Consider the following 23,236-nt stretch of genomic DNA (forward strand, 5'->3'; position numbering starts at 1 on the left):
CGATGCAGGAACGCTCCGACCGGGGCGGCGTCGGACCGCGGTTGGAACGCGTAGGTCGCCAGCCCATGCCGCTGCTGGGAGGATGGATGGCGAGCCGGAACACCGTCCCGATCGGCGCCGTCGTACTCGGCGTGGCGGGTCTCATTCCGTTCCTGGGATTTGCGGCCCTGGCGGTCTCGGGCAGCGACGGCGGCCTGAGCAGCCTCGGTTTGGCGCCGCGCACCATTCTGTCGGCCTATGGGGCGGTGATCGCCTCGTTCCTCGGCGGCATCCGATGGGGCGCCGCCGCTGCGCGCAATGCCGGCAATGCCGATTATCTCGTGGCGATCATCCCCTCGCTGGTGGCTTGGGCCGCGATGGCGGCGCCGGCGCCCTGGGACCTGCGCATCCTCGGCGTCCTCGTGCTCGCCTGGGGCCTGATCGACCAGGATCTGCACCGCCGCGGCCTCGTGCCGCTCTGGCTCGGGCGGCTGCGGCTGGTCTTGTCCGGTGTCGCCGGCGCGGCATTGCTGGTGGCGGCCTGAGGCTCAGCGTCGCGGTCCGCGTCGATCGCGGGTTACTCGGACCTGAAAACAGGCAGCCGGTGCAGGCGTCGCTCTGTGTCTGGAGTATTCTGCCGGCTCACTCCAGGTGGCCGAGGCATCAAAGCCGACATCAATAGAGCATCACGCCAAGCCACGACGGGACGCATCGACCGCGTCGAACGCCTTGTTCCGAAGAAAGCCCAAGGCCAATGCCCGCGCAGCCGCGTCGTGGCGCGCGTTTCAGACGAACACGACAGGACTTGGCGCAACGTTTTGGTGAGGCTCTGCTGGTATTATCTGCCCCTGTAGAAGCCTATAAGACGTAAGACTGGACCAAAACGATGCGGATCGTATCGGGCAGCGCGGTCGAAGCCAGGACGATCCAGCTCTCGGAAGTTCTCGGCGCCCTGAGCCATGCCCTCGATCTCACGGAGGGGCAGCCCGTCGGCCATTGCGTGCGCGCGACGTGGATTGGATTTCACATCGGCCGAGAGCTGGGCCTGCCGGACCTACAGCTCTGGGAACTCTATCACACGGTGATGTTGAAAGACCTCGGGTGTTCCAGCAACGCCGCGCGCATCTGTGAACTTTATCTCTCCGATGATCTCAGCTTCAAGCGTGACTTCAAGACGGTGAGCGATAGCCTGCCCAAGGTGCTCGGCTTCGTGTTTTCTCACACGGGTCTGAAGGCAGGCCTCGCTGAACGCTTCCGGGCCGTGCTCAACATCCTGCAGAACGGCGGAACGATCGCCGACGACCTCATCCAGACCCGCTGCCAGCGCGGCGCGCAGATCGCCCGTCAGCTTCGCTTCCCGGCGAGCGTCTGCGAAGCCATCCACGCCCTTGACGAACATTGGAACGGCAGCGGGCGGCCAGACCGTCTCGCCGGCTCCGCGATCCCGCTCTACGCCCGCGTGGCGCTTCTCGCCCAGGTGGCGGATGTGTTCCACACCGCAGCCGGCCCGGCGGCCGCGATCGCCGAGGTGCGGGCGCGCTCGGGCACATGGTTCGATCCTCAGGTCGTCGCCTGTTTCGAGGCAATCGCTTCCGAACCCGGGTTCTGGGACACCCTGGCCTCGGCCGAGGTCGAGGCGGCGGTGTTCGCCTTGGCGCCGACCAGCCCGATCGTGGTGGACGAGGATTACCTCGACGACATTGCCCGTGCCTTCGCACAGATCATCGATGCCAAGAGTCCGTTCACCTCTGGCCACTCCGAGCGCGTCGCGGTCTACGCCGACATGATCGCGGCCGAACTCGGTTACCCGCCGGAACGACGCCGGTGGCTCAAGCGGGCCGCGCTCCTCCACGATGTCGGCAAGCTCGGGGTCTCGAACGCGATCCTCGACAAGAACGGCAAGCTGGACGAGGCGGAGTGGCGCGATATGCGCAACCACGCATCTCTGTCCGAGACGATCCTGGCGCGGGTCGCGGTCTTCCACGAAATGGCCAGCATCGGTGGTGGTCACCATGAGCGGCTGGACGGCAGGGGCTATCCCCGCGGGATAAGCGGCGGCGCGATCGCACCCGAGACCCGCATCGTTTCTGTCGCCGATGTCTTCGACGCGCTGACCGCAGACCGGCCTTACCGCGCAGCGATGTCGCTGGAGAAGGCGCTTGGCATCATGCGCGCTGACCTCGGTGCGGCGTTCGATCCCGCCTGCTTCGGAGCGCTGGAGCGGGCGCTCGCCGCCATCGAGGGTGATCTTGCCCGCGCGGCCTGAACCACGCTCCGGCCGGCCTGTCGACTACCGGACTTGGGCCATCTCGCCAGCGCCGCCGCGGGCCGCCCTGCCGCGCGGTGATGCCTCCCGCGACGCCAAGACAACGACCGTCCGCACCACCCATCCGCAGGCTGGCGAACGCAGGGCCTGAAGGCAGAGCGTGGAAAGAAGACGGGTGAGCATGCTTTGAGCGTCCTGGGCTTCTGCCAAGTGCCAAGCTTAGATCGCTCTTGGATCTATCATTGGCGCCTTGCGAGAGACTGCACCATCCGCCACTCCATGCTGATAGCAATTTCGATTGCATTTGATGCAACCGTATTTGCACCTTCTAGCTGTAAAGACCTTTCTGCGTATTGGCTGGGACGCCACCGCGGTCAGTGGTTTGTAGACAGTCTCGTTGGGGCCAAAGGCGACTTCGGCGCGGGCCGGGACTGGCCGCCAGAACGCCGGCGATGGCATTCGACATCGACCGATGGCCGGATTGCGCGTGGTCCGAAGCGGCCTATCGAAAAACACATCCCGACTCAGCGGGCGGCTGCTTTGCAGTCCGCCGGATCACGCTGAGAAGACTTTTCGTGATCAAAAGTGGAAGCGTGAAACGAAACGGCGGGCACCCATAGGGCGCCCGCCGCAACGTCATCCGAGGCTGGGGCCTCACACACCCATGGCGGTCTTCAGGTTCTGATCGACCTTGTCGAGGAACCCGGTGGTCGAAAGCCACTTCTGCTCGGGCCCGACGAGCAGCGCCAGATCCTTGGTCATGAAGCCGGCCTCGACGGTGTCGACGCAGACCTTCTCGAGCGTCGCGGAGAACTTCGCCAGATCGTCATTGCCGTCGAGCTTGGCGCGGTGCGACAGGCCGCGGGTCCAGGCGAAGATCGAGGCAATCGAGTTGGTCGAGGTCTCGCGGCCCTTCTGGTGCTCGCGGTAGTGGCGGGTGACGGTGCCGTGGGCGGCCTCGGCCTCCACGGTCTGGCCGTCCGGCGTCATCAGCACCGAGGTCATCAGGCCGAGCGAACCGAAGCCCTGCGCGGCCGTGTCGGACTGCACGTCGCCGTCGTAGTTCTTGCAGGCCCAGACGTAGCCGCCCGACCACTTCAGGCAGGAGGCGACCATGTCGTCGATCAGGCGGTGCTCGTAGGTGATGCCGAGCGGCTTGAACTTCGCCTCGAACTCCTCCTCGTAGACCTTCTGGAACAGGTCCTTGAACCGGCCGTCATAGGCCTTGAGGATCGTGTTCTTGGTCGAGAGGTAAACCGGGTACTTGCGTGCCAGCCCGTAGTTCAGCGAGGCCCGGGCGAAGTCGATGATCGACTGGTCGAGGTTGTACATCGACATCGCTACGCCGGCGTCGGGGAACTTGAACACCTCCTTCTCGATGACCGTGCCGTCATCGCCCTCGAACTTGATGGTAAGCCGGCCCTTGCCGGGCACCTTGAAGTCCGTGGCGCGGTACTGGTCGCCGTAGGCATGGCGGCCGATCACGAAGGGCTGGGTCCAGCCCGGGACAAGGCGCGGCACGTTCTTGCAGATGATCGGCTCACGGAAGATCACGCCGCCCAGGATGTTGCGGATCGTACCGTTGGGCGAGCGCCACATCTCCTTGAGGCCGAATTCCTTCACCCGCTGCTCGTCCGGCGTGATGGTGGCGCACTTCACGCCGACGCCGTGGCGCTTGATCGCCTCGGCGGCATCGACCGTCACCTTGTCGCCGGTGGCGTCGCGGTGCTCGACGCCCAGATCGTAATATTCGAGATCGACGTCGAGATAGGGGTGGATCAGCTTGTCCTTGATCTCGGACCAGATGATCCGGGTCATCTCGTCGCCGTCGAGCTCGACGACGGGGTTCGCTACCTTGATCTTCGCCATGGAAAGATGCCTTCCGCGTTGTGCCCGCCCACGGCATGCAAAGGCCGTGCGGTCGTGCGCCCGGGCGGCCCGGGCTGGAATTCGCTCTGCGACATAGCGCGGCCCTTCCGGCGACGGAAGGCGCGCACTGTCATCCGGGCTGCTTCGTCACCCGGCCCTCGACGGGTGAGGGCCGGCCATGCCAGATCGCCTGCATGACGAGCCGAGACGAGCAGGGCGACGCCCCCAGGAAGGTGACCGAACTCCCGCCGGGGCTTGCCCCTGCGGTGATCCTGGTCGAGCCGCAACTCGCCGAGAATATCGGCATGACCGCCCGCGCCATGGCGAATTTCGGCCTGTCGGAGCTGCGCCTGGTCAATCCGAAGAACGGCTGGCCCAAGAAGGGCGTGCGCGAGGCGGCCTCGGGCGCGACGCATGTCCTCGACGGCGCGACGCTCTTCGGCAGCGTCGCCGAGGCGATTGCCGATTGCCAGTACGTGCTGGCCACCACGGCGCGCGAGCGCGGGCAGATGAAGCGCGTCTTCGCGCCCGAGGAGGCGATGGGCGAGCTCGTCGGCCGGGACGGGCAGCGCACCGCGGTGATGTTCGGCCGAGAGCGGGTCGGGCTCACCAACGACGAGGTGTCGCTGGCCGACGCCATCATCACGTTTCCGGTGTCGCCCGACTTTCCCTCGCTGAACCTTGCGCAGGCGGTGCTGCTCGTCGGCTACGCGTGGCGACAGGCAAGCGGCCGGGCGCAACTGCCGTTCTCGGGCGAACTGCTCACCCCGCCGGCGACCCGCGAGGCATTGCTTGCCCTGTTCGGAAGCCTGGAGGCCGTCCTCGACACGGCGAGGTTCTATCCGCCGGAGAAGCGCGACATCATCGCCCGCAACATGCGCGACATGCTCCACCGCATGAGCATGACCGAGCAGGATGTGCGCACCTTTCGCGGCGCGTTGCGGGCGCTGACCCGCAAGGGCGTCTGACTATTCGTTGACCGGCTTCATCTCCGGCGGTTTGCCGCCACCGAAGCAGCGCCCGACCGCCTCCCAGAAGGCCGCCTGCTCCTCCCGCGTACAGGCGGCCATGCGCGCCTCGACCTTGGCGCGGCCGGCCACCGCATCGGGTGTCGTGGCGATGTCCGCCTCGCTCGGGTTTCTCGCCTCGGTCATAGGCAATCCTCCGTTTCGGAACGAAAGCTCAGCTGGGCGGTGCGGTTCCGTTACGCGGCGCAATCGGGCATGGAGGGGGGTACGGGACGGGGTGGGGTATCGGGTGCGGCTCAGCGTGGACAATCTGGCCTGCCGCCGCTCCGGCCGCCGCATCTTTGCCAACCTGTCCTTCGGCCTCGGGCCCGGCGATGCGCTCGCAGTGACCGGGCGGAACGGGGCCGGGAAGTCGAGCCTGCTGGCCATCCTGACCGGCCGGCTGCGGCCGGACGCCGGGCAGATCGCGATCGCCGATGTCGGCGAGGCGAGCTTGCCGGAATGCCTGCATGCGGTCGGCCATCGCGATGGGCTGAAGAGTTCGCTGACCGCCGGGGAGAACCTGCTGTTCGCCCAGCGCATCCTGGGAGCACCGCGCCTCTCGCCCGGCGATGCCCTGGAGCGGCTCGGCCTCGGCCATGCCCATGATCTGCCGGTCGCCTATCTGTCGGCGGGCCAGAGGCGAAGGGTGGCGCTCGCGCGGCTCCTCGTCTGCGCCCGGCCGCTCTGGCTGCTCGATGAACCGACGGCGGCCCTCGATACGGCCTCGCAGGCGGTGCTCGCCGCGCTGATGGCGGCACACCGTGCCGAAGGCGGCCTCGTGATCGCGGCGACGCACCAAGCGCTTGGGCTTTCCGACGCCGCCGAACTGCGCATCGAGACCGCCGCCGCGGCCCCTGTGACCGACGTGACGGAGGACTGGGCGTGATCCGCGCGGTTCTCGCCCTCATCGCCCGCGACCTACGCCTATCCGGCCGCGTCGGTGGGTCCGGCGCCCTGTCGCTGGTGTTCTTCCTGATGATCGTTGCGCTGGTCCCGTTCGCCCTCGGGCCCGATCTGAACCTGCTGTCGCGGATCGGCCCGGCGATCCTGTGGCTCGCCGCCGTGCTGGCGACGCTGATCGGCCTCGACCGCCTGTTCCAGGCCGACGAGGAGGACGGCTCCCTCGACCTGATGACCGCCGCGCCGGTGCCACTGGAACTGGTGGTGCTCGGCAAGGTGACGGCGCATTGGCTGACCACCGGCCTGCCGCTCGCGCTGGCTGCCCCGCTCTTCGGCCTGCTGGTCGCCCTCGACGGCACCGCCATGAGCTCTACGGCCCTGACGCTTCTCGCCGGGACGCCGGCGCTCAGCTTCATCGGTGCGGTGGGCGCGGCGCTCACGGCCTCGATCCGGCGGGGCGGGCTGATCCTGGCGGTGCTGGTGCTGCCGCTGATGATCCCGACGCTGATCTTCGGCGTCTCGGCCGCTCAGGCGGCGAGCGGGGGGACGGTGCCGTTCCTCGTGCCGCTGGCCGTGCTGGCCGCGCTGACGCTGATCGCCGCCGTGGTCGGAACGCTTGCGGCGGCGGCGGCTTTGCGCTGGCCGGAGTGAGGTTTGACGCTCGAGCGCTGCGCCCTGCCGATGGTGTGCCGATGACCGCGATGGCGCATTGTCCTATCAAATCCATTGGGTTATCAGCCAGTATTCTTATAATATAATTGAAATCTCCATCGATGTCTTCCGTCCCTCGGAAGGTTGATACCTCGACGTGGTTGTCGTCAAAGCACTCGATCTCCAGGCGCAACCAATAGAGCGTTGCGTCGACCCTGATCGTATCTGGCCGATCCCGCGCGAGCCGGAAAAATCTTGGCATCCTCCAAAGTCTTTAACACTTCGAAGATTTTGTGCTGCTCGATACGCCTATCCTCTTCGCAAATTAATGCAGGCCCTGGCTACATTGGAAACTTTTGCAAATATACATCTTTCTGCTACTATCCGAAAGTTAATTTATATAGCATTTTTATTTTACTTTGCGAATTATTACTACTGTCAGAGATGCTGAAGGGATTCTAGTCCCTCGCACGCTGATCATTGTTGATCCGGTCCGCCGGCCATCCTTGTCGGTGTGGCAGTCTTCTGAAATGGAAACGCCGTGGGCTGCCAGTGACGGCCGAGTTTGAAACGGTCTGCTTCAGAGCGTTCGTTCTCCCAGAGAAGCCTCGCCAAAGTAATGTAATCGCCGGCCTGCAGGGCCTCCCCCAGCGCAACCCAGCTCCGAAGGTAATCAGATATCGATTCATCATCGATCGCTTTTTTCTTCTCGTATTGTTCCTTGAAGCTTGGGGTAATCAGGCCGCAATGTTTTCTGGCAATCGCAAATTCGCCGAGCGCGGCGTTTGTAAGGCACATCCAGATATGGTCTTTGTGGAAGCTATAACCTCGCATTTCTTGGGATAAAATAAAGTTTACAATTTTCTCGATTGAGTCTAAGGATCTAAGAAGCGGAAGGATTTCGGTCTCAACCTGAGCGACGAAATCCTCAGTGATCGTCGGGTCGTCCCAATCCCAAACTCCATCTTGGCCAGCGGGTTTGAATTGGCGCGACCGTCCGATCATACCGATCGATCGGCCATAACCTCCGAATCCGAATTTGTCTCCACGAATATACAGTTCCGTCAGTCTCCATTCGAGCGTGAAGTAGCCTCGGCTAGCGCGGTTGTGAATTCGGATCTGCCTGGCAATATGACCGACACTCTGAATGCAGAGAAATTTGCCGCCTGTCAGAGTGACATCCTGATTTCTGTCGATTAATGGCATCGACAGTTCCTTGATTTGCTGTGCCGGTGTGCCAATCATTTGGGCCATTTCCTAGGTCTTACCTGTATCATAATGAAGCGCATTGCTTCCGGAAATTCGCGCTTTGCCGCCTTGACGGAGTCAACAGCTTGCTTAGGGGTCCAGCCCTGTCGACCAGTTTTTGGGTCGTAGATACACACGGTGTCGATGCGAGGCCTCTCAAATACGTCGGCTCTCTTGCTGCCAATAAGAATGTAAATTCCATCTTCCTTTCGTTCAGCTAATATACGTTCTGCAACAAAGTTTAGATCTCTCTTTTCGTTGATGATGCGCGCGATCTCAATGTGAATCATCGTACCCAGCTGCGTAGCATTGGCATACCCACCTTGTGCTGTCACACGCGCAGTCACCTCGTCCACGATAGCTTGCACTTCCCCGTTTCTGGGACAGGCGTTATCCAGCTGAGCTTGGCTGAGCCGGCCGATCCACATCGGCATGCTCATCTGCGGATCGTCCCCAAACTTATATGCTTGCGCTGTAAGCCCCAAAACTGTGCCGAACCCGTCCTCACGAGTGGAGAGGTACGTCAGGAGCTGCAACCCAAGCTCGAAGGTTGCGATGACGGGGGCGGCGATCAGCGGTAGGGCGGGGGCAAAGGCCTGTTGAACGATCGGCTCAGCGACGAGACCGGTCGGCGTAAAGGTGGTCCGCGATAAAACCTCGCCCGTTTTGCCGTCGCGAACCGTCTGCGTTTCGCCGGACGTCTCGAAGATCCGGCTCTCGCCATCCGGCGCCGTGACGGTGTGATGTTCGTCGAAGGGCTGTCGCCCCGCGTGTATTCGGACCGACAGGACGCGCGTCCCGTCCTCCAGCGTGGTGCTTTCCGTGAGCGGCGGCGGATCCTGAGGCGACGGGCCGCCCGGCCGGTCCTCGTGGAGCGACGCCCATTGGCCGCCGCTCGGGCCCTGCACCCACTCGCCACCGTTCGGCTGTCCCGCTGGTGCGCGCGGCTGCGTCTCCCAACCTCGGAATTGGAGCTCCCGCTGGAGGCGGATCAGCTTGGTCTCCAGTGCGAGGCCGGCAAGAATGTTGCGCAGAACGATCGACTCGCTGTGTGCTGGAGACTCTTCACGCATGATCGTCGTGCCCCGCCACACCGCCCCGCCATGGCGGCGTGAGAACAAAGCAGCAACATAGGAAAAATGTCAAGATTTAGGGCGCCTGTCGCCATTGAGCGGCGTCCAACTGTTCCGCGTTGACGCAGGGCGACCCGCTCACTATAGAGACCGCTTCGCCGAGGGGCCGCGCTTTCGCGCGCGCTGCGTCTCGGCTATCGCCAGACAACCTGACGCGACGACCGATTTCCGGCAAAGCCGGCCCGTCGGCATCGCCCGACGAAGAGAACGAGGACTTAGATGGCCAACACCGCCTCGGCCAAGAAAATGACCCGCAAGATCGCCAAGCGTACGGCGATCAACCGCTCGCGCCGCTCGCGTATGCGCACCTTCGTCCGCAAGGTCGAGGAGGCGATCGCCACCGGCAACCAGCAGGACGCGCTCACCGCCCTCCGTGAGGCCGAGCCCGAGATGATGCGCGCTGCCCAGCACGGCATCGTCCATAAGAACAATGCCTCGCGGAAGGTCTCGCGCCTGGCCGCCCGGGTGAAGGCGCTGGCCGCCTGAACCACCCGCATTCTTCAGACGGTTTGAAGCCCGGCTCCACGAGCCGGGCTTTTTTCATGCCTGTATCGCCGCCGGCCGTCTGAGACCGATGCCAGTGATACGGAAAGCATTAACCCTGTTCAAGACTCGGCGACATTGCAGAGTCTCGGCGCCGCGTGTAGCTTAACAAAGACTGACACCGATCAAGCAAAACGGCGCCGATTCGGGATTTTGGCGAATCATTCCGATTCGCCAAGACTCTAGCCGGGTCGTTCCGCGGCGGGCGGAAGACTTTGAAATGGGAATCTGCGCCATCCCCACAAGTCCCACTGTTAAAGGAACCGTAGGTAATTGTTGATAGGCTCTCTCAATCGGCAAAAGTTCCTCGCAATGGGCTTGACTCCGTTCGAGGGACTCTGTCCCGCCCGTCCTTGCGGGACTCGAAGAGCGTAAATCGTGCGTAGGCGCGGCCCGCGGGAGACCGGGGGCAGCGTCGGGAGAGCCAATGATGCGTGTCGACGGAACAGTGGCGAGCGACGACGAGGGTGGCCGCAACGGCGGCGGTACGATGGATTACGGGTCCGCCTGGGCGCGCGTGAAGCGCCGGCTGCGCGCCGAGCTCGGCGAGGACGTCTTCGCGAGCTGGTTCGCCCGTCTCGAACTCGAGGCGGTCGCTGGCGGGACGGCCCGCCTCACGGTGCCGACCCGCTTTCTCAAGAGCTGGATCGAGTCGCACTACCTCGACCGCGTGCTCGGCACCTTCAAGGCCGAGGTCGAGGAGATCGCGCGGATCGAGGTCGGGGTGCGCGGCACCGGCGCGCCGGTGCGGACGGTCACCACGGGGGCGCCCAAGGCGAATCCCGCCAGCGGCCCGCTCGCCCGGCTGCATGCGGCCGGCGCTTCGGTTCCGGTCGCCGCCGTAGCGCCGGAGCCCCGCCAGGCCGCGGAGGCCGGTGGCGACCTCAGCGGCACGCCGCTCGACGCGCGGCTGACCTTCGCGAGCTTCGTGATCGGTCGCTCCAACGCCCTGGCGCATGCCGCCGCCGAACGGGTGGCCAATCATCAGGGGGAGGGGGCGCTCTACAACCCGCTCTACCTCCATGCCGGCGTGGGCCTCGGCAAGACGCACCTGCTGCACGGGATCGGCCATGCCGCCCGGGAAGCCGGGCGCCGGGTGATCTACCTGACCGCCGACCGGTTCATGTACGGCTTCGTCAACGCCCTGAAGACGCAGTCGGCGCTCGTCTACAAGGAGCGGCTGCGCGGGATCGACCTGCTGATCCTCGACGATGTCCAGTTCATCCAGGGTAAGTCGATCCAGGCCGAGTTCGGCCACACGATCAACGCCCTGATCGATGCCGGCCGGCAGGTCGTGGTGGCTTCGGACCGGCCGCCGACCGAGCTGGAGGCGCTCGACGAGCGGGTCCGCTCGCGCCTCGGCGGCGGCCTCGTGGTCGAGATCACCGCCCTCGACGAGGCCCTGCGGGTTTCGATCCTGTCGGCGCGTCTCGCCGCCGTGCGGGCCGCGCATCCGGGCTTCGATGTCTCGCCGCAGGTGGCGTCCTACGTGGCCCGGGCGATCACCGCCAACGGCCGCGACCTTGAGGGCGCGGTGAACCGCCTCCTGGCACACGCCACGCTGACCGGCACCGCGGTGACGATGGACACCGCCGAGAACGCGATCCGCGATCTCGTGAAGAACCGCGAGCCGAAGCGGATCAAGATCGAGGACATCCAGAAGCTGGTGGCCTCGCGCTACAACGTCTCGCGCTCGGACATCCTGTCGGAGCGCCGCACCGCCGCCGTGGTCAAGCCGCGCCAGATCGCCATGTACCTCTCGAAGGTGCTGACCCTGCGCTCGCTGCCGGAGATCGGCCGGCGCTTCGGCGGACGCGATCACACCACGGTGCTGCACGCCGTCCGCAAGATCGAGAAGCTGATCGGCGAAGACACGGTGCTCGGCGATGAAGTCGAGCTGCTGAAGCGGATGCTGCAGGACTAGCTGCTCTTCGATCCCCGGCCGGGTCTGTACTGGCCGGGGAGCGCGACACAGGCAGCCGTAGGCTCCGGGTACGCGGCCCGCTATCGCCAGATCGGCGCGCTGCCTCGAAAAGAACTAGAAATCCCCCGCCCTGTCACGCGTCCTCCGCCGGCTCCTCGCGATTGGGGCTGGCCGAGGGCGCACGCGCCGTGGCACACTGGTGTGAACCGAGACGGCCCTGTAAGGCCGCGTCGCCGCGAGGCGAGGACCGACACCCCCGGGGAGTGCTGATGACGGACGCCTTCATCTACGACCATGTGCGCACGCCCCGCGGGCGTGGCAAGGCGGATGGCTCCCTGCACGAAGTCACCGCGTTGCGCCTCGCCGAGACGACCCTGCGTGCCCTCAAGGATCGCACCGGGCTCGATACCGGCCTCGTGGACGACGTGATTCTGGGCTGCGTCGATCCGGTGGGCGAGGCGGGCGGCGACATCGCCCGGGCGGCGGCCCTCGTGGCCGATTACGGCGCCCATGTGCCGGGCGTGCAGATCAACCGGTTCTGCGCCTCCGGCCTCGACGCCGTGAACTTTGCGGCCGCGCAGGTCATGAGCGGCCAGCACGAGATGGCGGTGGGCGGCGGTGTCGAATCGATGAGCCGCATCGGCATCGGCGCGTCGGGCGGTGCCTGGCCGGTGGATCCGGCCATCGCCATCAAATCCTACTTCATGCCCCAGGGTGTCTCGGCCGACCTGATCGCCACCAAGTACGGCTTCACCCGGGACGATTGCGACGCCTACGCGGTTCGCTCCCAGGAGCGGGCGGCGAAGTCCTGGGGGGAGGGGCTGTTCAACGGCTCCGTGGTCCCGGTGCGCGACGTGAACGGCATCACCCTGCTGGACCGCGACGAGCACATGCGCCCCGGTACCGACATGCAGTCGCTCGCCGCGCTGAAGGCCTCCTTCGTGCAGATGGGCCAGATGGGCGGCTTCGACGCCGTGGCGACCGACGCGCATCCCGACGTCGAGGTGGTGGATCACGTCCACCACGCCGGCAATTCCTCCGGCATCGTGGACGGCGCGGCGGCCGTGCTGGTGGGCTCCAAGGCGGCTGGCGAGGCCGCGGGCCTGCGTCCGCGTGCACGCATCCGGGCGTTTGCCAATATCGGCTCCGACCCGGCCCTGATGCTCACCGGCCCGGTCGACGTCACCCGGAAGGTCCTGGCCCGGGCCGGGATGAGCGTGTCGGACATCGACCTGTTCGAGGTGAACGAGGCCTTCGCGGCGGTGGTCCTGCGCTTCTGCCAGGCCTTCGATCTCGATCCGGCGGCCGTGAACGTCAACGGCGGCGCGATCGCGCTGGGTCATCCGCTCGGCGCGACCGGAGCGATGATCCTCGGCACGGCCCTCGACGAGCTGGAGCGCACCGGCAAGGAGCGGGCGCTGATCACGCTGTGCATCGGCGCCGGCATGGGCACGGCAACGATCATCGAGCGGGTTTGACGGGTCCATGTCCGGACGCGGTGTTGCGCCGCTCCCCAAAGATCGGGAACGCTGCTAGAGGCGCGGGCGACGTCCAGCCCGCATCCGGGCTCGACGATAAGACTATGGGAGACAAGCCCTTGAACCGCCTGATCGCGACGCTGTGCCTTGGCGTCACTCTAAGCCTGCCGCTCGCTGCCCACGCCGACGAGGCGGCGGACCGAGTCGCCACGGCCACGACCCTGGTGAACAAGACCCTGATCAAGAACCTGCAGACCGGCTTCAACGTCGCGCTGGAAAAGACCGTCGCGCCGATGCCGGAGGCGCGGGCCGAGTCCGTGCGCAAGGAACTCAACGACGAGTTCGAGAAGCAGCGCAAGATCATGGTCGAGGGACTGTCGAAGGAATACGCGGAGAAGTTCAGCCTCGCCGAGCTGAAGCATCTCGACGAGATCTATTCCGATCCGACCTACCTCAAGTTCCAGACCATGAACGCCGATCCGAATTCCGCCGCGACGGCGATCTCGCAGAACTCGGTCACCAAGCTGTTGAACATGCTGGCGGTGGCCTCGGCTACCGACAACGCGCCGAAGGCCGGCGCGCCGCCAATGCCGCCCGCTGCGGTGCCCGTCCCGGCTCCGAAGTAAGCGATGGTTGCCGCGCGCCCTCGGCTGGCCCTAGGCCGCGCGCGCGGCACTCATGGGCGCGAAGCCGGCGACCGGAGGCAAGGCCTCCAGCATCGGCTTGGCGAAGTGGTAGCCCTGCATGAGGTCGATCCCGAGGGCGCGCAGGGCCTCGCGTTCCGCGGCGGTCTCGATGCCTTCGGCGAGAACCGTCACGTCGAGCGCCCGGGCGATCCCGACGACGCCGGACACGATGGCGTGACGGCCGGCATCGGTGTCGAGGCCGCGCAGCACATCCATGTCGATCTTGATCAGGTCGGGCCTGAAATTCGCCAGCAGGCTCAAGCCCGCGAAGCCGGCGCCGAAATCGTCGAGCGCGGTCAGGAAGCCCTGCTTGCGATAGGCGGCAACGATGCGCTGCACATGCGCGATGTCGCGGAATCGCTCCTGCTCGGTGAACTCGAACATGAGGCGCTGATGCGCGAAGTCGACGCGCCGCGCCGCCTCCAGGGATGCGCGGATGCAGGCGATCGGCTCGTAGACGGCGTTCGGCATGAAGTTGATCGAGAGCCGCGTGTCGCTGTCCCGCGGGAACAGCCGGCCGGCGAGTTCGATCGCCCGGACGCGGGCGGCCTGGTCGAACTGGTAACGGTTCTCGTCGGTCACGCGGCTCAGGATCGTCGGCGCCGGCTCACCGTTCGGGCCCCGCACCAGGGCCTCGTAGGCCCAGACCGATCCCGTGCTGATGTCGACGATCGGCTGGAAGGCCATCGTGAAATCGAAATCGAGGGTGGTGCCGGTGCGGCAGGCGCGGCATCCGGTTTCCTTCGTCATGACTGGTTTCCGTCGGTGCCCCCCAACCGTCGGACCGTGCCAGCTCGGACTCTATACAACCTTAACGTGACCGCTTCGGTATCTTTCCGACATTGTCCTGGGAGGACGGCACCATGACGCTGACCGATTTCCGGTTCGAGACCGATGCCGACGGCATCGCCCTGGCGACCTGGGACATGCCCGGCCGGTCGATGAACGTCATCACCGAGGGCGTGATGGATCAGCTCGAGCAGATCATCGCGCAGGTCGTCTCCGATGCCGCCATTAAGGGCTGCGTCATCGCCACCGGCAAGGACAACTTCTCTGGTGGCGCCGATCTCACCATGCTGCAGGGCCTCGGTCTCGCCTATGAGAAGCTCAAGGCCGAGCAGGGCGAGGAGGTGGCGATGCGCCATTTCTTCGAGGCGTCCCGGCGCTTGTCGCTGCTGTTCCGGCGGCTCGAGACCTGCGGCAAACCCTTCGCGGCGGCGATCCAGGGCCTGTGCCTCGGCGGCGCCTTCGAGCTGGCCCTGTCGTGCCACTACCGGGTCGCGTCGGACGACGCGAAGACGCGGGTCGGCCTGCCGGAGATCAAGGTCGGCCTGTTTCCGGGTGGCGGTGGCACGCAGCGGGTCGCCCGGTTGATGCAGACCGGCGACGCCCTCCAGATGCTGTTCAAGGGTGAGCAGATCCGTGCGCCGATGGCCAAGGGCATGGGGCTGGTCCACGCGCTGGCGCCACAGGCCGAGATCGTCGAGCGTGCCAAGACCTGGATCCGCGAAGGCGGCTCGGCGGTGGCGCCCTGGGACGTGCCGAAGTTCAAGGCGCCCTCCGGCAAGGTCTACTCGCCCGCCGGCATGATGATCTGGCCGCCGGCCAACGCGATCTATCGGCGCGAGACGCACGACAACTACCCTGCCGCAAAAGCGATCCTGGCCTCTGTGTACGAGGGCCTGCAGCTGCCGATGGACCTCGCCCTGCGGGTCGAGAGCCGGTACTTCGCGCATATCCTGCGCAGCAAGGAGGCGGCGGCGATGATCCGCACGCTGTTCATCTCCATGGGCGAGCTGAACAAGGGGGCACGCCGTCCGAAGGACGTGCCGGCCAGTACCCTGCAGAAGGTCGGCGTGATCGGCGCCGGCTTCATGGGCGCGGGCGTCGCCTACGTGACGGCGCAGGCCGGGATCGCGGTGGTACTGGTCGACCAGTCGGTCGAGGCTGCCGAGAAGGGCAAGGCCTACGCCCACACGCTGATCACCGGCCAGATCAACAAGGGCCGCGCCAAGACCGCTGATCGCGACGCGCTGCTCGGCCGTATCGAGGCCACCTCCGATTATGCCGCGCTGGCGGATTGCGACCTCGTGATCGAGGCGGTGTTCGAGGATCCGAAGGTGAAGGCCGAGGTGATCCGGAAGGTCGAGGCGGTGATCCGGCCCGACGCGATCTTCGCCTCCAACACATCGACCCTGCCGATCACCGGGCTCGCCATGAGCGCGCAGCGGCCCGACCAGTTCGTGGGCATCCACTTCTTCTCGCCGGTCGAGAAGATGATGCTGGTCGAGATCATCAAGGGCGAGGCGACCGGCGACCGGGCGCTCGCCACGGCCCTCGACTACGTGCGGTTGATCAAGAAGACCCCGATCGTCGTCAACGACGCCCGCGGCTTCTTCGCCAACCGCTGCGTCGGCGCCTACATCCTCGAAGGCCACAAGATGCTGGCCGAAGGTGTGCCGCCGGCCATGATCGAGAGCGCCGGCCGCCAGGCGGGCATGCCGGTCGGGCCGCTCTCGCTCAACGACGAGGTCGCCCTCGATCTCGTGCTCAAGATCGCCAAGGCCACCGAGGCGCAGGTCGGAGCCGGCGCCGTCGATCCGGCGCAGAAGGCGATCCTGTCCGAGCTGGTGGAGAAGCAGGGCCGCCTGGGCCGGAAGAACCGCAAGGGGTTCTACGATTATCCCGAGGGTGGGCCGAAGCGCCTCTGGCCCGGCCTGAAGGACCTGCAGCCGAACCGGCTCGATCCCGAATCCGTCGACTTCAACGAGCTGAAGCAGCGGCTCCTGGTCGTCCAGGCGCTGGAGGCTGCCCGCACGGTGGGCGAGGGCGTCGTCACGGACCCGCGCGAGGCCGATGTCGGTTCGATCCTGGGCTTCGGCTTCGCGCCGTTCACCGGAGGCGCGCTGTCCTACATCGACTTCATGGGCGCGGCGACCTTCGTCGATCTGGCCCGGTCGCTGGAGTCCAAGCACGGCCTGCGGTTCGCCGTGCCCGACACCCTCGCCGCGATGGCCGAGCGCGGCGGTACCTTCTACGGGGAGGCCCGGAAGCGCGCCGCCTGAGCTCAGCCTGCCGGACGCCCGGTGGCGGCATCCGGCAGCGCGGCGAGTTCCTCCCGCAGGACCGCCCGGGCGCAGGCGCCGAAGGCCCGCATCAAGCGTCCCCGCGCGTGATCGGGCGGGAACAGCAGCGCAAAATGCACCGGCAGGGTGGGGGTGAAGGGCCGGATCGCGATCGGTGAGACCTTCGCCTCCTCGTGGGCGGCCAGCGGATTCATCACGCTGACGCCCAGCCCCGCCGAGACGAGCGTGCAGATCGATGCGCCGAGACCGGCCTCGGCGGTGATCGCGAGCGTGACGCCCGCTGCTTCGAAGACAGCCTCGGTTCGATCGCGAAGTGCACTGCCGTGTGAGGCGGCGACGAACGGCACATCGCGAAAATCCTCCGGCACGAGCGCGGCGCTGTCCGCGAGCGGGTGGTCCTGGGGCAGCACCGCCACGCAGGCCCGGGTCTCGACATGGTCGAGCCTGCCCTCCGGAACGTCGCCGTAGAGCATCGTGAGGGCCGCGTCGCAGAAGCCGGTGTCGATCCAGTGATTCACACTCGCGTCGTCGCCGGAATGGATCGCCACGATCACGTCCGGATGCGCAACCCGGAAACGCACCACGGCCCGCGCCAGGAGACCCCCGGCCAGCCGGGGCATCGCGGCGACCCGCAACCGTTCGGCACCGAAGGCGCGGATCCGCGTGGCCGCCGCCTCAAGGCTGGTGAGACCCACGAAGGCCCGCTCAACCTCGGCGTGGAAGCGTGTGCCGTCGAGGGAGGGGACGACGCGACTGCCGCTGCGGTCGAACAGCGGCAGGCCGGTGATCGCCTCCAGCTGCCCGATCAGGCGGCTGACCTGCGGTTGCGAGGTGTGCAACTTCCGGCTCGCCTCGGTCATGGAGCCCGTGACCACCACGGCCCGGAAGGCCTCGATGTGCCGGAAGGTCATGCGCCGTGCGGCCATATCAGATCCGTATGCTGGGGCCGGGAATCGGCATTGGACGCCGGTGCGCAGCCGCTCCTAGGATCAGCCGGCAAAGCTTGAGACGCAGAGTCTGGCATAACCAGGGGGTTTGGATGGTGTCGAGGACGCTTTCGCTTATCGGAGCCGCGTTGTGCTGGGCCGGGCTCGCCGCACCGTCGATCGCGGAGGGGCGCCTCGACAAGCTCCGCGCCACCGGTCAGATCAGCCTCGGCTTTCCGGACGCGTCGCCGCCGTTCGGTTTCCTCGACAAGGATGCCAAGCCAGTCGGCTATTCGCTGGAGATATGCGAGCACGTCGCGCAGAAGCTGAAGACGGTGCTCGGCCTGCCCAAGCTCGACATCCGGCACGTGCCGGTGATGTCGGCGACGCGGATCCCGCTGATCAACAACGGCACGATCGATCTCGAATGCGGCACCGCCAGCAACCTGCCGGAGCGGCACAAGCTGATCGCGTTCGCGCCGACCACCTTCGTGGCGCAGGTGGTGCTGACGGCCAGGAAGGACTCGCCGGTCGACGTGAACGATATCGCTTCGTTCCGCGGCAAGGCGATCTCAGCCCAGGCGGGCGGTGAGACCCAGCGCGTCGCGACGCGGATCAACGTCCGCGACAAGCTCGACATTCAGGTGATGCCCGCCAAGGACACCGCGGAGGTCTTCCTGTTGTTGGAGACCGGCCGCGCCGCGGGGACGATCAACGACGATGCCCTCGCGCACGCTACGGTCGCGGGCGCGAAGCGGCCGGGCGATTACAAAATCGGCACCCAGGGGCTGGAATTCGCGCCCTACGGTATCCTGGAGCCGAAGGACGACGCGGCCTTCAAGGCTGCCGTCGACAAGGCGGTCATCGAGCTGATCCAGGACGGTACCGTGGCGCGTCTCTACAGCCGCTACTTCGAGCAGCCGATCCCGCCGAGGGGCATCAATCTCGAACTGCCGATGAGCGACGTACTGAAGCGGGCTCTGGCCAATCCGACCGATTCCGGTGACGAGGCCGCCTATCGATAGGCCGGCCGGCAGGTATTGAGATGCACACCGACATGAACGCCGCGGTTGAAGCGTCCGACATCGTGGACCTGCGCAGCGATACGGTCACCCGGCCGACCGAGGCCATGTACGCGCGGATGCGCTCCGCGCCGCTGGGCGATGACGGTCTCGACGCCGACCCGACCGCGCGGGCGCTGGAAGAGACGGCGGCCGCGATGCTGGGCAAGGCCGCCGGCCTGTTCGTGCCGAGCTGCACGATGGGCAATCTCCTGGCGATCCTGGCGCAGGTTCAGCGCAGCGAGCAGGTGCTGCTCGAAGCACAGGCCCACATGCTCAACACCGAGCGCGGGGCCGCGACCCTCACGGGGACCTTCCTGCTCGGGATCGAAGGCGCAGACGGCGCCATGGATCTCGACCGTCTGGAGGCGGCGCTGCACCCCTCCGCGAGCCCGCTGCGCACCGCGATGATCGCGGTCGAGACCTCGCACAATGCGGCCGGCGGAACGGTATTGCCGCCCGCCCACATGGCGGCATTGGCCGACATCGCCCGCAGGCGCGGCATCCCGGTCCATCTCGACGGAGCGCGTCTGTTCAACGCCGCGATCCATCTCGGTGTCCCCCCGGCCGATCTCACGGCGCATGTCGACACGGTCTCGCTCTGCCTGTCGAAGGGCTTGAGCGCGCCGATGGGTGCGGTGCTGGCCGGCGACGCCCCGGTCATCGCGACGGCCCGGCGCCTGCGCAAGATGATCGGTGGAACCCAGCGGCAGGTCGGAATCGTGGCGGCGGCGGGTCTTGAAGCGATCACCGCCATGGGTGCGCGGCTGGACGAGGATCACGCGCGGGCCCGGCAGCTCAGCGACGGGTTGAACGCGCTGGGGGCACGCCTGTCCGCGAGTGTGCCGCAGACCAACATCGTGCAGGTCGATCTGGTGCGAACCGGCCGCGACAGCGCTCACTGGGTCGAGGCGCTCGAAGCGGCGGGAACCCGCACCCGGCCCCTGGGCCCGACGCGGCTGCGTCTTGTGACACACCGGCACATCACCGCCGCCGATATCGAGCGCGCTGTCACCGCCTTCCGGGCTTGTCTCGACGCGGCCTGATCCGCCTCAGGCCGCGCCCGCGATCCGCGCCTTCGCGCCGAGCATGCGGGCGAGCAGCACGACATCGGCTGCGTTGTTGGAGAGCAGGTCGGTGATGTCGCCGACCTCGAGCGCCTTCACGTGGCGGCAGCGCACGTTGAAGCGGCCGGCCGAGCAGGTGCAGCGCAGCTGCGGGCCGCCGGGCCGTTCCTCGAGACGCACGTCGTACCGGTTGCCGGTGGATCCCCGCATGGCGAAGCAGAGCGCCGATGGCGCCTGCTGGAAGGCCGCCATCGCGCGCCCGCTGATCGCCCCAGGGGGCGCCCCAAGGGGCCGTCGCGGCACGGCGGGTCCGCCGTCCGCCCGCGCGATCGGAAGGCCGAGCAAAGCGGCCAGCGCGTGAACGTCCGCGGCGTCCCGCTCGCGCATGGCCGCCAGCGCGATCTCCGCGCAGGCATAGGCGTCCTCGCCGGCATCGTGGTGCTCGAAGCGGATGCCCAGACGCCGCGCCACCTTGCCGAGCCCGCAGCCCTCCGGCCCTGGGAATACGCGGCGCGCCACCTGCACGGTGCAGAGATAGGACAGATCCGGCACCGGCAGGCCGGCGCGCACCAGCCCGGCCCGCAGGACGCCGATATCGAAGCTCGCGTTATGCGCCAGGATGAGCCCGCGCCGCAGGTCGTCCAGATACGGTGCCATCGCGGTGGCAAAGTCCGGGGCGTCGGCGACGTTGGACGGCAGGATACCGTGCACCCGGATATTACCAGGCGAGAAGCGCATCTCGGGCGGGCGGATCAGGTGGCTTTCCCGGCGCACGACCCGGCCGTCCGCGATCCAGGCGAGACCCACCGCGCAGGCGCTGTCGCGCCGCTCGTTGGCCGTCTCGAAGTCGAGGGCCAGGACCGTCATCGGGGGGCAACCATGCCGGGCGGGAGTTCTCGGGCTGTTCCCCAGGAGGTCTAGGCCGCCCGGACTCGCGCTTCAACCCTGCGCCACCATCCCGAGCCAATCGTCTTCCGAGACGACGCGCACGCCATGCTTCTGCGCATCCTTCAGCTTGGAGCCCGCCCCAGGGCCGGCCACCACAAGATCGGTCTTTGCCGAGACCGAGCCCGAGACCTTTGCGCCGAGGCGCTCGGCCACGGCCTTGGCCTCGTTGCGGGTCATCTTCTCCAGGGTGCCGGTGAACACAACGGTCTTGCCCGCGAAGGCCGAGGCCGAAGCCGCCTGCTCCATCGGCTCGACCTCGACCTGTTCGAGCAGAGCCGTAACGGCATCGGCATTGTGAGGTTCGGAGAAGAACAGAAGCAGCGCATCCGTCGCGACAGGCCCGATCTCGCCGTCATCGGCGAACAGGCGGTACGCATCCCCGGGGCGCTGCGCTGCAGCCTTGGTGATCGCTGCGCGGACCGCTTCGGCATTGCCGTAATGGGCGATGAGATTTTCGCGCTGGACGGTGCTGAGGCGCGCCCGCTCCTGGCCGGGCGTGGCTTCGTCCTCCGGAAGGCCCAGGTCGAGCAGCCGGTCGCGGGTCGTCCCACCGACCCGGGGCACCGCCGTCAGTTCGATCCAGTCGGGCCCAGGCTGCGCCGCAGCGGCCTCGCGGATCGACGCGACGAGTGTCGGCATGTCGGTAAAGCGTTTGGCCAGCGCCTTGGCGGTTGCCTCGCCGATCTGTGGGATTCCGAGGGCGAAGAGCAGGCGGTTCATCGGCACCTGACGCCGGCCCTCGACGCCAGCCAGCAAGTTCTTGATCGCCTTGTCGTCCTCCTCGCCTTTCTTCTTGGCGGCCTTCTTGGGCGGTTCGGCCGCCCCGGATTCGGCGCGCCGCTCGGCCGACAGCGCCTCGCGCCGTGCCACGACCGCCGTTTTGAGCTTGTCGAAGTCGAGCCGGAATAGATCGGCCGGCTGGCGCACGAGGCCAGCCTCGAACAGAACCTCGATATAGGTCTCGCCGAAACCCTCGATGTCGAACCCGTTGCGCGAGACGAAGTGCTTCAGCCGCTCCACCCCCTGCGCCGGGCAGATCAGGCCGCCAGTGCAGCGTCGGATCGCGTCGGGACGGCCGGTGCGCGGATTGACCGCGCGCACAGCCCGGCTGCCGCAGGCCGGGCAGGTTTCCGGAAATTCGAAAGGCCGCGAATCCGCCGGACGCTTGGTGAGATCGACATCCATCACCTTCGGAATGACGTCGCCGGCCCGGACCACCGTCACCGTGTCGCCGACGCGGATATCGCGACCGTCGCGGATCGGCTCGCCATCGGCGCCGACGCCCTTCACGTAGCCCTCGTTGTGCAGCGTGGCGTTCGACACCACCACACCGCCCACCGTCACCGGCCGGAGCTTCGCCAGAGGGTTCAGCGAACCGGTGCGGCCGACATTGATGACGATGTCGTCCACCACCGTCGTCGCCTCCTGGGCGGCGAACTTGTGGGCGAGCGCCCAGCGCGGGGAGCGCGACACGAAGCCGAGCCGCTTCTGCAGCGCGAGGTCGTCGACCTTGTAGACGACGCCGTCGATGTCGTAGCCGAGCCCGGCCCGGTCCGCCTCGATCTGCCGGTAATGGGCGAGCATCGCGTCGCGGTCGGTGAAGGTTCGGGTCAGCGCGTTCACCGGCAGGCCCCAGGCCGCGAAACGCTCCAGCGCGCCGGTCTGCGTCTCGGCGATCGGCGCCGAGAGTTCGCCCCAGGCATAGGCGAAAAACCGCAGCGGCCGGGACGCGGTGATCGCGGGATCGAGCTGGCGCAGGCTCCCGGCGGCGGCGTTGCGCGGGTTGGCGAACAGCGCCTTGCCGGCCGCCTCCTGCCGGGCGTTGATGGCGGCGAAATCGGCGTGCGACAGGTAGACCTCGCCGCGGACCTCGCAGACCTCCGGCCAGTCCGTGCCGGCCAGCGTCTCCGGGATGTCCTGTACGGTCCGCGCATTGGCGGTGACGTTCTCGCCGACCTCGCCGTCGCCGCGCGTCGCCGCGGTGTCGAGGCGCCCCCGCACGTAGCGGAGCGACAGCGACAGGCCGTCGATCTTCGGCTCGGCCGTGAAGGCGAGCGGTGCATCCTCGGGCCAGCCGAGGAAGCGGCGCACCCGGGCAACGAACTCTGCCACCTCGGCATCGTCGAAGGCGTTGCCCAGCGAGAGCATCGGCACGGCGTGCCGCACCTTGGCGAACTTTTCCGAGGGCTTGGCGCCCACCGACGTGCTGGCGGCGCCCGTACCGGCGAGATCCGGGAAGCCGGTTTCCAGAGTCTCCAGGCGTCGGCGCAGGCGGTCGTAGTCCGCGTCCGACATCTCGGGCGCGTCCTCCTGGTAGTAGAGCCGGTCGGCTTCGAGGATCGCCTCCGAGACCCGCGCATGCTCGGCGCGGGCCTCCTCGGCGGTCAGGTCGAGATCGGGCGTGTCGGTTTTCGCGGCGGCCATGGTGGGGTTCTAGCGCATCGACGGCCGGCCGGGAGCC

Annotated in this window: 20 protein-coding genes; 12 read left to right on the forward strand and 8 right to left on the reverse strand. The window is 67.0% G+C overall.

The window, feature by feature from the left end; genetic code table 11:
* Positions 1-86 precede the first annotated feature (86 nt).
* The gene (locus OXS27_RS04185; protein WP_243924963.1) at positions 87-524 is read left to right on the forward strand and encodes a DUF3429 domain-containing protein; all 438 of its coding nucleotides are present in this window, start codon (positions 87-89) and stop codon (positions 522-524) included.
* A gap of 341 nt (positions 525-865) precedes the next feature.
* On the forward strand, positions 866-2,245 hold the full coding sequence (locus OXS27_RS04190; RefSeq protein WP_267354394.1) for an HD-GYP domain-containing protein: 1,380 nt from the start codon (positions 866-868) through the stop codon (positions 2,243-2,245).
* A gap of 654 nt (positions 2,246-2,899) precedes the next feature.
* Here OXS27_RS04190 and OXS27_RS04195 read toward each other — a convergent pair.
* Entirely contained in the window at positions 2,900-4,114 is a 1,215-nt protein-coding gene (locus OXS27_RS04195; RefSeq protein WP_267354395.1) for an NADP-dependent isocitrate dehydrogenase, read from the reverse strand.
* Between the two features lie 194 nt (positions 4,115-4,308).
* Between OXS27_RS04195 and OXS27_RS04200 the strand changes: the two genes are divergently transcribed.
* On the forward strand, positions 4,309-5,082 hold the full coding sequence (locus OXS27_RS04200; protein ID WP_267354396.1) for an RNA methyltransferase: 774 nt from the start codon (positions 4,309-4,311) through the stop codon (positions 5,080-5,082).
* Here the strand turns inward: OXS27_RS04200 and OXS27_RS04205 are convergent, their stop codons facing one another.
* Positions 5,083-5,268, reverse strand: coding sequence for a hypothetical protein (locus OXS27_RS04205; RefSeq protein ID WP_267354397.1), 186 nt, complete (start codon positions 5,266-5,268; stop codon positions 5,083-5,085).
* Between the two features lie 103 nt (positions 5,269-5,371).
* Here OXS27_RS04205 and ccmA point away from each other — a divergent pair, with 103 nt between their 5' ends.
* On the forward strand, positions 5,372-6,010 hold the full coding sequence (ccmA, locus tag OXS27_RS04210) for a heme ABC exporter ATP-binding protein CcmA (RefSeq protein ID WP_267354398.1): 639 nt from the start codon (positions 5,372-5,374) through the stop codon (positions 6,008-6,010).
* The gene (ccmB, locus tag OXS27_RS04215) at positions 6,007-6,675 is read left to right on the forward strand and encodes a heme exporter protein CcmB (protein ID WP_267354399.1); all 669 of its coding nucleotides are present in this window, start codon (positions 6,007-6,009) and stop codon (positions 6,673-6,675) included. Before ccmA ends, ccmB begins: the two co-directional genes overlap by 4 nt.
* Positions 6,676-7,152: 477 nt before the next feature.
* On the opposite strand, the gene OXS27_RS04220 is transcribed toward ccmB, so the two are convergent.
* Entirely contained in the window at positions 7,153-7,920 is a 768-nt protein-coding gene (locus OXS27_RS04220; RefSeq protein ID WP_267354400.1) for a hypothetical protein, read from the reverse strand.
* Positions 7,917-8,996 (reverse strand): hypothetical protein, encoded by a 1,080-nt coding sequence (locus OXS27_RS04225; protein WP_267354401.1) that lies wholly within the window; start codon positions 8,994-8,996, stop codon positions 7,917-7,919. Before OXS27_RS04225 ends, OXS27_RS04220 begins: the two co-directional genes overlap by 4 nt.
* Positions 8,997-9,275: 279 nt before the next feature.
* On the opposite strand from OXS27_RS04225, the gene rpsT reads away from it, so the two are divergent.
* From rpsT to OXS27_RS04245, 4 genes are all read left to right on the forward strand, one after another.
* Positions 9,276-9,542 carry a 30S ribosomal protein S20 gene (gene rpsT, locus OXS27_RS04230; RefSeq protein WP_243916652.1) on the forward strand — a complete coding sequence of 89 codons (267 nt, stop codon included), beginning with the start codon at positions 9,276-9,278 and terminating at the stop codon, positions 9,540-9,542.
* A gap of 487 nt (positions 9,543-10,029) precedes the next feature.
* A complete protein-coding gene (gene dnaA / locus OXS27_RS04235; protein WP_243916662.1) occupies positions 10,030-11,523 on the forward strand; it encodes a chromosomal replication initiator protein DnaA in 1,494 nt (497 codons plus the stop codon).
* Positions 11,524-11,792: 269 nt separating this feature from the next.
* Positions 11,793-13,001 (forward strand): acetyl-CoA C-acetyltransferase, encoded by a 1,209-nt coding sequence (locus OXS27_RS04240; protein ID WP_267354402.1) that lies wholly within the window; start codon positions 11,793-11,795, stop codon positions 12,999-13,001.
* A gap of 119 nt (positions 13,002-13,120) precedes the next feature.
* The gene (locus tag OXS27_RS04245) at positions 13,121-13,627 is read left to right on the forward strand and encodes a hypothetical protein (protein ID WP_267354403.1); all 507 of its coding nucleotides are present in this window, start codon (positions 13,121-13,123) and stop codon (positions 13,625-13,627) included.
* A 30-nt stretch (positions 13,628-13,657) separates the two neighbouring features.
* Here OXS27_RS04245 and OXS27_RS04250 read toward each other — a convergent pair whose 3' ends face one another.
* Positions 13,658-14,437 (reverse strand): EAL domain-containing protein, encoded by a 780-nt coding sequence (locus tag OXS27_RS04250; RefSeq protein ID WP_267354404.1) that lies wholly within the window; start codon positions 14,435-14,437, stop codon positions 13,658-13,660.
* Positions 14,438-14,550: 113 nt separating this feature from the next.
* Here OXS27_RS04250 and OXS27_RS04255 point away from each other — a divergent pair, with 113 nt between their 5' ends.
* A complete protein-coding gene (locus OXS27_RS04255) occupies positions 14,551-16,752 on the forward strand; it encodes a 3-hydroxyacyl-CoA dehydrogenase NAD-binding domain-containing protein (protein WP_267354405.1) in 2,202 nt (733 codons plus the stop codon).
* 2 nt (positions 16,753-16,754) lie between these two features.
* Here the strand turns inward: OXS27_RS04255 and OXS27_RS04260 are convergent, their stop codons facing one another.
* Positions 16,755-17,699: a LysR substrate-binding domain-containing protein gene (locus OXS27_RS04260; RefSeq protein WP_267354406.1), complete on the reverse strand. Its 945-nt coding sequence runs from the start codon at positions 17,697-17,699 to the stop codon at positions 16,755-16,757.
* Between the two features lie 113 nt (positions 17,700-17,812).
* Between OXS27_RS04260 and OXS27_RS04265 the strand changes: the two genes are divergently transcribed.
* The gene (locus OXS27_RS04265; protein ID WP_243916646.1) at positions 17,813-18,724 is read left to right on the forward strand and encodes an amino acid ABC transporter substrate-binding protein; all 912 of its coding nucleotides are present in this window, start codon (positions 17,813-17,815) and stop codon (positions 18,722-18,724) included.
* Positions 18,725-18,756: 32 nt separating this feature from the next.
* Positions 18,757-19,806, forward strand: a complete 1,050-nt coding sequence (locus OXS27_RS04270; protein WP_267354407.1) for a GntG family PLP-dependent aldolase — start codon at positions 18,757-18,759, stop codon at positions 19,804-19,806.
* Positions 19,807-19,812: 6 nt separating this feature from the next.
* Here the strand turns inward: OXS27_RS04270 and OXS27_RS04275 are convergent, their stop codons facing one another.
* On the reverse strand, positions 19,813-20,694 hold the full coding sequence (locus OXS27_RS04275; protein ID WP_267354408.1) for a 3'-5' exonuclease: 882 nt from the start codon (positions 20,692-20,694) through the stop codon (positions 19,813-19,815).
* 72 nt (positions 20,695-20,766) lie between these two features.
* Positions 20,767-23,199, reverse strand: coding sequence for an NAD-dependent DNA ligase LigA (gene ligA / locus OXS27_RS04280; RefSeq protein ID WP_267354409.1), 2,433 nt, complete (start codon positions 23,197-23,199; stop codon positions 20,767-20,769).
* Between the last annotated feature and the right edge of the window lie 37 nt (positions 23,200-23,236).

It is taken from the genome of Methylobacterium sp. GC_Met_3, assembly GCF_026540775.1.
In the GTDB taxonomy this organism is placed as follows: Bacteria; Pseudomonadota; Alphaproteobacteria; order Rhizobiales; family Beijerinckiaceae; genus Methylobacterium.